Raw genomic sequence first — 12031 nt, 5'->3', positions numbered from 1 at the left:
CTCCTTCAAACGCCGAAAGAGAATCAGAAAGCAACTGATTTGGAAACCTTGAATCGCATCAAAAGCGACACGCTTTAGCAATTGTTCAGGGCGAACTAAGTAGATCAAAATCTACGTTTCATGCTCCATCCTTTTCTCTGGTCTGAAACCCAATTTTTGCCAGGAATCAAGGGAACTGGGTCAATAGATTGAAAGAAAGAATTTTTTCGTTTTCTATTTTTTGAAGGGTTGGGCGCGAAGCACGAGATATGACTATTCTTGAAGCGCAGGCAGATAGACTTCTAAGATGCCACGCTGCCCGTTTCTGCGCCCAACCTGGATCACAAGGTCGATCGTCCTTTGGGCGTACCTGATAACCTCGGCGTGAGACAGTTGCACACCGCTTCTCATGACCATCAACGCTAGGCGTTCAAAGGCCAACTCCGGACTGTCGGCGTGAATAGTCGATATGGAGCCCGGGTGACCTGTGTTGATAGTTTCCAGAAAATCATAGGCTTCAACGCCGCGGATTTCGCCCAGAATGATCCGGTCCGGGCGCATTCTCAAAGCACTTTCGAGCAACTTGGATGGAAGTTGTTCGGAGTTGGGACGGCGATCAGCAACAAGCGCAACATAGTTCTTGTGAAGGGGGCGAAGCTCTTGTGCATCTTCGATGGTGAGAATTCGCTCGTCTTCATCACAAATCGCGAGCAGGGCGCGTGCCAGCGTTGTTTTTCCGGAAGATGTTCCACCGGAGATCAGAATATTGTAGCGTTCTTCGATGACAGTTTTCAGCAACGCCGGAAGATCGCCAGCCTCCGCGAGGTCTTGTAAGGCTCTATGTTTTCGCGTACGTTCGTCTTGAACCTTCAACTGTTTACCGCTTACGAAAGCGACTTCCCTGGTTGTAAGAATTTGAGTCACGTATTTGCGGATTGAGAGTGACACGCCTTCCTCAACGGCGGGTTCCACCACCACCTGTACCCTAAGCGGTTCCCCCCAAACAAACACTCTGCCGGACACAATAGGGTGGTGTCTGCCGAGCGCATTTTTTGTTTCGCCGGCGAGCTGAGCGCCTAGTTGGTTGACTGCATGTTCGGGAAAGCACACATCGATCTGCTCCATGGCATGAGCTTTGGCGCGCTCGATAAAAATGGTTCTGTTCGGATTGATGACAATTTCATTGATTTGATCGTCAACAAGGTAATCCTTGATAGGAGCAAGATACTGCTCAACGTAGGAAGCCGGGATGTCAGGAATAAAATTCTTCATCAGAATACCAGGTCTCTATTTGCGAAAATGCGGATTTCCTCTCCCTGGGGAATTCGGATGAGGGGTGGAAGTGAGAGCCTCTGACTCACGTCAGATTGGATCATGCCATTCATGGCACTGCTGCTGTCGCCACCGAATTGGAAGAGCGTTGAGCCGCTTTTCTCCTCGCTAGTGGCGCGGCCTCCTCCAACACTGCCTGACAGAATTTTCGGAACAGCACTGATGACCGAGATAAGCAGTGTGGAGCCATAGCGTGCGCCGTATCGATTGTCGACGTTGCCCAAGGTGCCGGAGCGTCCCAGCTGGTCAGCGCCGATTGAGCCCAGGGCAATGGATTTTCCATTAGGGGTAATCGCCCGGTTCCAGGCGATCAACACGCGCCGTTGCGCAACGGAAACGTTTGTGCTGAAGGTTCCAATCAATCTGGTTCCACCAGGCAACAGAATATTTCTGCCATCATAGGAATACACAGGCTCCGTAATTTGGGCGCGGACATTGCCTGGCAGCTCCGTGTCGATCGCGGTTTCCATCACAGCGCTCATAATGGTGCCCTGTACAATGATCCGGGAGAGGTCACCAAGACTTGTTGCCTTGGAGGTTTCAAACTCTGTTACCCCCGCGTCTTCGACGAATTGTTCGTTCTGGTTTTGTGAGGTCGACCGGGTTTTGACATTTGCTGAACCCGGGCTGGGTTGGCCATCAGTTAGATCGTCAAAGACCAAACCTGGAGAGACAATCTGCGACTGTGCAAGTTCCGCAGCTTCTTCCTGTGTCAGTTGATCATTCAATCTGCGTTGTTCTTCGGCCTCAAACATTTGCCGTTGCTGTTCGAAAAGTTCGAGGGCTTTGGACTCCACCATTTGTTCTAGGTCTTCCAATGAAAGCTGACCGGCAGACTTCAGCTTTTTCAATTCATTTTCAAGTTCGGCTATTTTGGTGGAGCTCGGACCTGCATTTTTTTCTTCTTCACTTACAGATCTACTGGGAAACTTGAGCGACAGGTCTATCCCTGAACCATCGATTTGGCTGCGAACAGTTGTGTCGATTTCCGAGATATTGGGTGTCATGGTGCTGGCCTCTTCCATAAGTCCGAGTTCCACAGCAAGTTTCCGCGGACCAACCAGAAAAACCACTATAACGATTACGACTAACGTACCAATCAACATCAGAACGGTGGAAGGAGGGTTTTTGCTTTTGTCTTCGCCCATTTGCCTGGCGCGGCGGCCAGTAATTTTTTCAGTAAGCTCATCAGCGTCTAAGTTGCTGATTTGTTCTTCGTCTTGAGAGTCAGGCATGCTTCAGCTCCCTTTGATGAAAGCGCTGGCAGCGATACACAACTCTTCATTTCCAATCCGTACGGTCCACAAATTGCTGATTGAGTCGGCGATGATAGTGTCACCTTTAGTCCGCACATTGATCAAGGATTCCTTGCCTTTGTGGCCAACTTTGAAAATTGCCGGCTTTGGAGCATTCGGAGGAAAACGAAAAAACGTCTGACGCCCGTTGTCATAAATTTCCACCGGTCTGAACCGCCCGCGGCCGGCGACGTAGTAGCCAAAATTTAGATTTGCCATTTTGCTTTTGGAGTGTTTGGCTTCAGCTGCGGCCTTTTTTTGCTCTGCTTCTTCCTTGGGGTATTTGAATACCACACGAAAGTTCTGAGCGTTGTCTTTCAGTGCGTTGGCGGCTTCTCCCATTGATTTCAAATGGAATGTGTAGACCCTGCGGTCGGTGTAAATTGTCATATTGGTATTTGCATCGGCGACAATCGGTTTCACGCTGAGAACGTTGCCGCTCTGCAATCGGATAATTTCCCAGGAAGCACTATCTCCGACAAGAATTGAACGAATTGCCTCACCACTTGCAAACTGCACCGAGGTAATAATTTTGAGATACAGGTCGAGCTTATAGACTTCCGTTTCAGTGTAGATGAGTTGCTTGATCCGGCCGTCGCCAGAAGAAGGGTGGGGTTGTGTTTCAGCCTTGAGCGGCAAGATAGCTATCAATACCGCGGTCACCATGTAGACAAACGTTTTCATGGAGTGTTCCTTCTTCTACTATCGTGTTTCGGGGTCGATGCGGTAGTTCACGACGAAAAAGCCAAGCGGGTTCTTCCAAACAGTTTGCAAGGTGCGCCGGGCTTCGGGTAAGAACTCAAACTGCACGGTCGCGACGAAGTCTCGAGACAGAGACTCACCATTTCTGTCTTCTCTCAGCTTAGTGAAACGAACACGGGCAAGGTCATCATCTAGCTTCGTAATTGACTTGATCTTGACGAGGATCCTCGACGATTCCCCATATAGGTCCGGTGGGTAGTTTGCGTGTTCGCCTGACCACTGGCTGCGAAGCTGGTGTGCCGCCTCTCCGGAGGACCGGGCAAGCACTTCAGGAATACGCGTCGCATTGTCCATGACGTCATATGTCTCCCGGTCGGAGATATAGGAAACCAATTCGGCCTGAAGGACGACTTCTTCTTCCGCAAGGGAGGTGGGTCTGACTTCTACGATTTTTTCAGCTTCGCCGGTGGTTTTGTCGACCATGACGACATAGGGGCGCGTTTCTTTGAGGGGCAGCAGCAACATTACGGATGCGAGACAGAGTACGGAGAGGCCCATTGAAGCAATTGCAGTGGCTGCCCACTTATTTCTTTGATGCTGAAGCGAGAAAAAAATCTCGTCTTCGAACGACGCGGCCTTGTCGACGCTCGCAGTCTTTCCAGATAAGTTGCGCGTTGCCTTGGTGTCTTGCGCAGCGATGGACGAGCGTGCGAGGACTTTGGACCTGTTGCTGGTCTGTTTGTCTGCCTTTGCGCTCTTTCGTTTGTTGACTTTGCTCGTTCTAGTGCTTGCCTGCACAGATCCGCCCGGTTTCGAAGCATTTTGGTCGTGTGATGCGTTTCGCCTTTGCCTGGTTGCATTTCCAGACAAGTCTTTATTAGTACCCTCTTTTTTCGAGATCTCTCGGCGTGTGGATTTCTTCTGCCTTCCGCTGCTGGATTTGGAGGTGGACTCACCAGGTCGGATTTGTTTTACTGGTTTAGCGATGGAGGCGGAAGCGTTTTGAGGGGCCGCGGCTAGTATCTCCGACACGGTTTCGCTGGTGCCAATGCTTGCTTTACCGGGGCCAACTTGTAAATCGGGCTCAGCTTTGCGGTCGGTATTTCTCATTCGGGTTTAGCTCCACACTGAAGTGAAAATGACCGTTGAATTCTGTTGATGCTCTCAAGTTCGCTATTTTTATTATACAATTCTAGTGATGGGGGTTGTCCTATTCAGTCCATTCTTCTTCTCGTCTTTTGGTTTTTGGCCGCTGTTCGATTTCTTCTTGCCTTTGGCGTTGGATTTTTTGTTGACCTTGATTGTCCGCAGCGCTGAAGCTGCTTGGCTGTTCAGCGGTTTCGTCTTCGAGGTATGCCCAACGATCCTCGGTGCTGTCTGCAATCTGTTGTCTTGCGAAGTCGATCCGGTCGGCTTCCGTCTTGAGGTTTTCGTGCATACCATTCCACCTTGCATCGTTCGGATTTCGCAGCATATCATTTACGCCGTTTTCATATGCCTGACGCTGAGCTGGAGTGAGGGCGTTTGCTGAATCGGACTCTAAGTCGCCCTCAAAACGTTGCCGCTGGCTGGCGACTTCATTGGGATTGCCTGTTGCACCGCCGAACGCAATGTCGTGACGTGAGCCCAGTATTTGCCTGTCGCTCATACTTTCTGTCGACATGGAAGAAACACGGTGAGCTGCAATCAAATCTGAGACGCGATTCATAGTCCCATAGCTGCCACCAGAAGCTTCAATTGATTCCTTGTTGGCAGCTGAAAGCTCCCTGTAAGCCCTCCGAGTAGCAGCCGTTTCTTTGTCCTTGTTGTGTGCCTGGCTCACAGATGAACCTGGCAGACTCCCGCCAACGGCAGCAGCCGCACCCATCAAACCATTGACGATATTAGGCAGTTGTTGAACCAGGCCAGCGCAAGAGAAGATCAGGATTAGAGCACCGAGAGCACCTTTAATGCCGCTGCTGAAGCCAGATCCGATTGCGAGCATGACAATGCCCATCATTGCGGCGAAGAATACGTTGGTGAACGCCGCTCCCAGGGTAAACTTCAGCCAGCCCGTAAAGTAGTGTTTGGTCTGTTCGAAGAACAGCATGGGCACGAACAGGGGAGCGAGTGCGATTCCAATCCCGAAAGAGATCTTCGCGCCAACCACGATGGCGACAACCGTTCCAGCAACTCCAACGGCGATACTGATAATCACCAGTGCCGGAACCGAAAGGCCGATAGAGAACATCGTCGTTGCGAAAATAAAGAAGACCCCGGCGCTAAACATTCCGCCGACAATGCCGTCCAGCTTCGAATAAATGCTACCCTCGGTCTGTCCCTTTCCGGCTGCGTCCAAAATTCCGCCTACAAGGTTTGATGGGGTGTCGTGTAGGAAATCGTATATTGGCTCGAAGTTTGCCCAACTTGTTACGACCAGAAAGACGCATATGTATTTGATCGTCCAGGGAATAAGAATTGCAAAGGGAAGCGGTCTGAATTGAACGAAATAGTTGAGTGTAATCAATGCGAGCGAAAGAATGCCCATTCCCTGAATCACAGGCTCAATTGGCCCACCGATTGTATTGAAGAAGTTTTCGGCAAAGACCTTGACCTCTTTGTCGACTAGGTCGATAGGGGTTTTGATAAATGACACTTTAACCTCCTCGAGTCATGCAGCGCACATTCGTGGTGATTTCAGTCCTCGAGCGTCGCGCGCATGGCATCTCTTTGGACGAGGTATCCTGCGGCGTTCTGGACTGAAACGGTCCCAAAGGCGATCGTGAACGCCGAGAGAATGCGTAGATTTTGATTGTTCACTTCTATGAGTTCGGCCAAGAGTCGAGAATTCAGGTCAACGCTGGCTTTTAAGCCCTTCGTGTCGTCGATCATTTCGATCAATTTCTCATTTCGCTCGAGGCTTTTACCTGAATAAGCGTAGATGTCTTCGCCGACCGCGACGGAGATCATGCCGGCTCCGGCTACATATCTGTAACCCTGCTCAAATTTTCTCTCTAATTCTTCGTCGTCGGTGCTGCCGTCGCCGTTCCTATCTGTAACCTTGTCGGTGCCAAGCTTTTGCAGGTCTTCAAGACGGTATTCATCTCTCAGTCGATGCAATACGGCCCGCAATCTACCTTCCGGATCACCGTCCAGGTTTTTTCCGGAAATCGTGGTCCTCCAGACCCCTGGTGGGTCAAAGGGTCTTTGGTACTTGACCTTTTGAAAATTTTCGGAATGGTTAATCGCCCAATCCATCAGACTTTCTAGCTGTTCCGGATGCTCTCTTCGGTTTTTTTCATCTTTTCCAGAGAATAATTTTGAGTACTCTTTGTCACCCGTTGTGACTTCTTCCAGAAGCTCCATTTGTTGCTTCAATTTCTCATCTATGTTTTCCAGTGTCTCATTATCTGCCATCGTGGGAGTCGCGAGCATGAACGCAGTCGGAATGAGTGCGGCAAGAACCAAGCGTTTCATACCGGTGTTCCTTTCGTTTCCATCAGATAGGTGTTTACCGGCTCCCAATTGCAGGCGCAGGGAGACTTCCGGACCGCAGGTATGGCCTGACAGGCGGCGAGTCCGAAATGAACGGCAGCTATCAGTATTGCGCGTTTCAACATTTACATTAACTCCATCCAGAAAGTCGGATCTTCGCGCCAGTCGTCCTTCAACATTGCGCCCCTACCGCCACCCAAAACGTCAATGCCACCGCCGATTGGGGCGAGATTGAAATCCAAAACGACACTGTCGGTGCCGGATTTGAGCAGGACGAGATGGTTGCCGACGTTGCTTGTCCGCAAGAATGAAAGTTCATTCGAAGTTAAATTGAGCGGAGCAAGCTCTTCGGGCGTGTTGAAGGAGCTTGGATAGACCATCCGTGTCACGGCGCTTTCCAGGATTGATTTCCCGGCCAGGCTTTCCATGATGTGCGATACTCTCTGCGTAAGAAGAACGACGGCGACATTCTTCTTACGCATAGTGAGCATCCAGTCTTTGAGCTGTGCCTGGAAGTAGTGATCGTCCAGAAGTTTCCATGCTTCGTCTAGGACCAGCAGGGTAGGGTGTTCATCCTCCACAAGGCGCTCTATCCGCCGAAAAACGTAGCTTAACCATGCTGTGCGAATGACATCCTGGTCAAAGATTTCAGTTAGATCGAACGCGGTGACTATGTTGTCGAAAGCCAGGGAATCTTGACCTTTTCCGTCGAACAACCAGCCGTATTGTCCACCGAGATCCCACTGAGAAAAGCGAGTATACAAGTCCCCGTCATCGTCAGTTGATCGCAACTGGCTTCGAAAACTTGAGAAGTTCTGCAAAGCCAGGTCTGCGTGTTGGTTTCCGCTGACCGCGTTGTTCAAAGATTCTATCTGTTGAGCGTCAAGCGGACGGTTTCTGCTCTCAGCAAGAGCTTTGAGCCAGTCATTCAACCAGGCTGCACCCCGGTCGTCACTCTCAGTATTAAAAGGATTTAGACCAGTGCTTTTACCTGCACGGACAGGCGAATAGCTCCCGCCAAGGGCACGGATTGCCATTTCAAATCCGTTGTCCTTGTCAAAGACAATGAGACGTGTGCCAAGCCTCAAGGCTTGAGAGAGCAGGAAAGCCGTCCCGATTGTCTTTCCGGAGCCGGTTTGACCCAGCACAAGAGAATGGCCGACAGTTCTTTCGTTGCGCTTGCCCGCGAGATGGAGATTGAGCCTGTATGTTTCACCGCGCGCGGTGGGCAAGATGGTGATGGCTTCCCCCCAGGGGGATTGATGGCTCGGCCGTCCTCGAGAAGTTCCGTGTAGTGCCGCCAGATGCGCGAAATTGGTAGAGGAGATCATGGCAGGTCGCGTCCGGTAGCTGTAGTTGCCTGGATGTTGAGCGAAATAGGCAGCCCGTGCGGCAAGGCTCTCTCTCACCAAAGCGCCCCCTGTTTCTTGAACGGCGCGGGACACCTTTGTCATGGCCCTGTCCAGTTCCTCATCGTCCTTACAAAATGTCGATATTGTTGCTTGGTGGTCACCAAAGACACTTCGCCCGGAGGCGACATCGTCTTCCGCTTCCTCCAACTGAAGTTGAAGGGAAATCGCCGCGTCGTCGACCGCGGACATTTGTCGGCGGATCCGGCTGATTTTAGCTTGAGCTGTGATGTTGTCGGTGGGCGTAAAACTTTGCGTTAAAACCGTGTCGAAGGGCAGATTTAGCCGGTCGAGAATCCCTGCATAGGTGGTAGTAGGGTAGTCCTTGATTGTTGCAATCGCGCCCACGCGCATGTTCTCTTCGCAGTCTCCAAAAACCGTAAATGAATCCTGGGCAAATTTGATATCCGAGGTCGCAATTAGGTCCGACACAGGGACAAATTTAGATCCCGGCGCAAAAGGGGCGAAGTTTCCGCTGACGATGTATCTTAGCAATCCCAGCCAAGTCCCTTCACTGACACGCAAGCGCAACGGGTTTGCGTCGGAAAGGGTTTCGACAAACATTGAAACGATGCGGTCCAATCGTTTTGCGCGTGCGTCGAAATTGTTCCGGGTAGCGCCAGATTTCTTTCCAAACAATGATTTTATCGCATTCGGAACCTTGCTCGGGCGAAGTGTGAGGCTGACCATTGATATTCGAGTGCGGAGCCCGGCAATTTGCAGGTAGCGCTGCCATCTCTGATCAATAGTGTTGGTAAACTCATTATGGTTAACCGATGGCAATCTCGGTTTTGTCTTAAATGAAAGACGATGGATGTAATAGCCCATCGGCTCGTGTTGCTGGGCTATGAGCCTGGACAACGTTTTGGTAAACTCGCTGACATGCCTTTCGTCCGACGTGTCGGCGTTGTAGCCATCGACGAGAAAGGACGCGATAAGATCTCCGTCGCGCGAAATCAGAACTCCATCGTTCAAGATGGACACATAGGGGAGATGTTTGGCGAACAACGCCTCAGGCGTACCGGACTTTCTGGCCAGAGACTTCGCAGCCATTGACGCCTGGAGATTAAGCACGGTAGATCACTCCTTTGCCTCTAAAGATGGAGCTTGTGAGTGGCGTCCTTTGCACAACCGTAAACAGCACATCGAAGAATCTAGGATCCAGTGCTGCAATAATCCTGAGAACTACGTAGCCAAAAAAATTTCCGACTATCAGGTATGTGAAAGATTTAGATACAACGAAGCCGCCAACTATGATGAAGGACAGAATCATCAGGTAGTTTGCTGGGAGGCCCGCAAAAGAAACGGGCCTCGTCAATGCTTTGAATAGCGGAGATCTTTGCATGGAGCCCTCCTGTGTCAGGGGGCGGTTGTTTTGCCGCCAAGAGATTTAACGATGGTTGCACCACCGAACACGAAGATGATGCCGAGTATCACTGCGGCAGCGCGCATCCAATCAATCCGGCCGGTGAAGAACATGAATCCTGTTGCGGCCAGCGCGATGATGCAGATTGCAGTCCCGAGCGGTCCTGTGATGGCCTTCTGAAGGGCGTCGATGACGTTCGTCACCGGACTGAGATCGATTGATCCCTTGGCCGCATGTGCTGTATTGGTCAAAAACAACGTGATAGCCACCGCCGCCGATATAGACTTGTGTTGGTCTGCAAAGGCGTATGCTTCACCTACGATGTAGGATAATCTAGTTTGGACGGACATTTTATTCTCCTAATACATATTTTTGTTTTGTCACCAAGTACACTGCGAGTATTCGCAAATATTTTGATGTAGTAATGTGTCTCCTTGAATGGTGGAGCGCCTCGATATTGGCGTACTCGGCCAGGGCCAGTGTTCTAGGCGGCAAGCGCGTTGTCGACAGATTTGAATTCCGTAAGCTTTCGTGTGAGGTACCGAACAGACCCGTTGAGGTTGGCGCGCGCCTGAAATGGGTCTCTGAACCTTAGTTCCCGGGCCAAAGCCTGCATAAACTGGCCCAACCCCTTGGCCCCGTTCGGGGAAATGGCATTGGTATTGAAGCCGCTTTCTCGTTTGATAAGTGCAGTAAACAGTTTCTCAAATGATTTTTTATTTAAACCAGACGCCCTACAGCCGATTTTGTTTGAATGAATTTGGGCAATTTCTTTAATAAGAATTTCTAATTTTGAACTTTCTTCGAGTTTTGCATCCTGTTTTTCTTTTTGATTTAGAGCTTTGTCGAAAACATTTTTATTGAAATTCTTCTTCTGATTGGATGCGGCGGCGAGACTAAGAGTGTGAGGTGTCTCACATTTCTCAACCTTGCTATAGGCGTCGACCAACGAGGGGGTACAAAGGTCGGTTTGAGAGATGCTTGAGCATCCCGCGAGACTCAGGGCGGTCAACCCTATGTAGAGCACGCGCGTATTGAGAAAAAGACTGTTTCGCAACTCTCTGGTTAGGAAGTGACAGCGTTGAATTACAGTGGTCATTGGCATTCCCCATTCTGTTCTTCCGAACTCAACTGCACCAATCCCAGCTGAAACTACTGCGAAGTTTACTTGATTTAGATCTTATTTTTCCTCTTCGATTTATGTATATTTGCCAGAAAATAAAGTAAATAAAAGTTAAAAATCATTTACTTGCTTCAAAAAGTCTGATTATGTCATTTTTATTATTTATTTAGTTCTTCGTTGGCGTTTTTGTGCCTAGATCGCATCCGTTTTATGTTGGTTCATATCCAGCGGCGGCGAAGTAGTTGGCACATTCCTGTGGCTTGAAGTGGGCGCAAAGGTCACCAACGGAGTTCCACAAGGCGTCAACTGTACGCTCAGCCTTGGCACGCAATAGCGCCTTGAGTTTCGAAAACGCCATCTCGATCGGGTTGAAGTCGGGACTGTAGGGCGGCAGATAGCGCAGCTCGGCACCGACGCTTTTAATAGCTTCCCGGACCCCGGCAGCCTTGTGGGCCGGCAGGTTGTCCATCACGACGATGTCGCCGCGTGACAGCGTCGGCACAAGCGCCTGTTCGACATATGCCCGGAATGCCAAACCGTTCATGGCACCGTCGAGCACCATCGGGGCCGTCATACCGGTCAGGCGCAAGGCTCCGGTGAAGGTTGTGGTTTTCCAGTGGCCGTGTGGCACTCCTGCCCGGCAACGTTCGCCCTTCGGGGACCGCCCACGCAGCCGCGCCATCTTCGTATTCAAGCCGGTCTCGTCAATGAAGACGAGCCTGGCCGGATCAAGATCAAGCTGGCTGTCGAACCAAGCCTGACGCCGCATCATCAAACCTGGGCGTTCCTGCTCCAATGCGTGAGCGGTCTTTTTTTGTATGTGAATCCGCGTGAGCGCAGCCAACTGCTCAACATGCTCCGGCCGATCTTCATGCCGCACTCTTCAGCGAGCCGGACGACCATCTCGTCAAGCGTGATGTCTTTCTTGTCCTCGATCAGGCCCACGATGAACCCTTCGTGCGGATCAAGACGAGACACCTTCTTGCGTCCGGACTTGCGAGGCTCTGTCTCGCCCTGTCCGGCGCACGGGATCCAGCGGATCGCACTCGATGCGCTTACACCAAACCTCGCCGCAGCCTGTCGCGCGGAAGCACCTTCCCGAGATGCTTGCAATACCCGATCTCGAAGATCGCAACTCAGCGCCCGACCCATCAAATCGCCCTCCATTGCTGGAAAGCTTGAACCAGACCTAACCTCACATGTCACATCACATTCGATTCATCGAAAAACGGATACGCTCTAGTTTTTTGAAAATACGCGTCCTGCTTTCAGGTTAGGTGTTCAGTCCCGGCATTTGATGGATCGGATTAAGTCTGAAACGATCAGGTTCTGAAGTCCATATCTTGCAAAT

The 12031-nt window shown here is 50.8% G+C and carries 11 protein-coding genes; all 11 read right to left on the bottom strand.

Features of this window, described 5'->3' with window-relative positions:
* Nucleotides 1–252: 252 nt before the first annotated feature.
* Nucleotides 253–1251 carry a P-type DNA transfer ATPase VirB11 gene (gene virB11 / locus Q0835_RS28540; protein ID WP_298966687.1) on the bottom strand — a complete coding sequence of 333 codons (999 nt, stop codon included), beginning with the start codon at nucleotides 1249–1251 and terminating at the stop codon, nucleotides 253–255.
* Complete coding sequence (locus Q0835_RS28535) at nucleotides 1251–2546, bottom strand: TrbI/VirB10 family protein (protein WP_298966685.1); 1296 nt, start codon at nucleotides 2544–2546, stop codon at nucleotides 1251–1253. The genes virB11 and Q0835_RS28535 overlap by 1 nt, the downstream gene beginning before the upstream one ends.
* Before the next feature lie 3 nt (nucleotides 2547–2549).
* On the bottom strand, nucleotides 2550–3290 hold the full coding sequence (locus tag Q0835_RS28530; RefSeq protein WP_298966684.1) for a TrbG/VirB9 family P-type conjugative transfer protein: 741 nt from the start codon (nucleotides 3288–3290) through the stop codon (nucleotides 2550–2552).
* Nucleotides 3291–3308: 18 nt separating this feature from the next.
* The gene (locus Q0835_RS28525) at nucleotides 3309–4106 is read right to left on the bottom strand and encodes a virB8 family protein (protein WP_298966683.1); all 798 of its coding nucleotides are present in this window, start codon (nucleotides 4104–4106) and stop codon (nucleotides 3309–3311) included.
* A 412-nt stretch (nucleotides 4107–4518) separates the two neighbouring features.
* Complete coding sequence (locus Q0835_RS28520) at nucleotides 4519–5835, bottom strand: type IV secretion system protein (RefSeq protein WP_298966689.1); 1317 nt, start codon at nucleotides 5833–5835, stop codon at nucleotides 4519–4521.
* A gap of 149 nt (nucleotides 5836–5984) precedes the next feature.
* Nucleotides 5985–6764, bottom strand: coding sequence for a type IV secretion system protein (locus Q0835_RS28515; RefSeq protein ID WP_298966682.1), 780 nt, complete (start codon nucleotides 6762–6764; stop codon nucleotides 5985–5987).
* A gap of 143 nt (nucleotides 6765–6907) precedes the next feature.
* Nucleotides 6908–9265 (bottom strand): DUF87 domain-containing protein, encoded by a 2358-nt coding sequence (locus Q0835_RS28510; RefSeq protein ID WP_298966681.1) that lies wholly within the window; start codon nucleotides 9263–9265, stop codon nucleotides 6908–6910.
* The gene (locus Q0835_RS30430; RefSeq protein ID WP_363324518.1) at nucleotides 9258–9536 is read right to left on the bottom strand and encodes a VirB3 family type IV secretion system protein; all 279 of its coding nucleotides are present in this window, start codon (nucleotides 9534–9536) and stop codon (nucleotides 9258–9260) included. Before Q0835_RS30430 ends, Q0835_RS28510 begins: the two co-directional genes overlap by 8 nt.
* 14 nt (nucleotides 9537–9550) lie before the next feature.
* Entirely contained in the window at nucleotides 9551–9907 is a 357-nt protein-coding gene (locus Q0835_RS28505; RefSeq protein WP_298966680.1) for a TrbC/VirB2 family protein, read from the bottom strand.
* Between the two features lie 134 nt (nucleotides 9908–10041).
* Nucleotides 10042–10656 carry a lytic transglycosylase domain-containing protein gene (locus tag Q0835_RS28500; protein WP_298966679.1) on the bottom strand — a complete coding sequence of 205 codons (615 nt, stop codon included), beginning with the start codon at nucleotides 10654–10656 and terminating at the stop codon, nucleotides 10042–10044.
* 232 nt (nucleotides 10657–10888) lie between these two features.
* A protein-coding gene (locus Q0835_RS28495) for an IS630 family transposase (RefSeq protein ID WP_298966678.1) occupies nucleotides 10889–11832 on the bottom strand; the annotation gives its coding sequence in 2 pieces (ribosomal slippage) (nucleotides 10889–11490 and nucleotides 11490–11832; 945 coding nt in all).
* Between the last annotated feature and the right edge of the window lie 199 nt (nucleotides 11833–12031).

Origin of the sequence: uncultured Roseibium sp. (assembly GCF_947499295.1) — a bacterium.
Classification (GTDB): Bacteria; Pseudomonadota; Alphaproteobacteria; order Rhizobiales; family Stappiaceae; genus Roseibium.
The sequence above is the reverse complement of the archived record's forward strand: the minus strand, read 5'-3'. Positions and strand labels throughout refer to the sequence as shown.

Excerpts from the sequence above, each read along its gene's own strand:
- virB11 (WP_298966687.1), bottom strand. The coding sequence starts at position 1,251 with ATGAAGAATTTTATTCCTGACATCCCGGCTTCCTACGTTGAGCAGTAT.
- Q0835_RS28535 (WP_298966685.1), bottom strand. The coding sequence starts at position 2,546 with ATGCCTGACTCTCAAGACGAAGAACAAATCAGCAACTTAGACGCTGAT.
- Q0835_RS28530 (WP_298966684.1), bottom strand. The coding sequence starts at position 3,290 with ATGAAAACGTTTGTCTACATGGTGACCGCGGTATTGATAGCTATCTTG.
- Q0835_RS28520 (WP_298966689.1), bottom strand. The coding sequence starts at position 5,835 with ATGGGCATTCTTTCGCTCGCATTGATTACACTCAACTATTTCGTTCAA.
- Q0835_RS28515 (WP_298966682.1), bottom strand. The coding sequence starts at position 6,764 with ATGAAACGCTTGGTTCTTGCCGCACTCATTCCGACTGCGTTCATGCTC.
- Q0835_RS30430 (WP_363324518.1), bottom strand. The coding sequence starts at position 9,536 with ATGCAAAGATCTCCGCTATTCAAAGCATTGACGAGGCCCGTTTCTTTT.
- Q0835_RS28505 (WP_298966680.1), bottom strand. The coding sequence starts at position 9,907 with ATGTCCGTCCAAACTAGATTATCCTACATCGTAGGTGAAGCATACGCC.
- Q0835_RS28500 (WP_298966679.1), bottom strand. The coding sequence starts at position 10,656 with ATGACCACTGTAATTCAACGCTGTCACTTCCTAACCAGAGAGTTGCGA.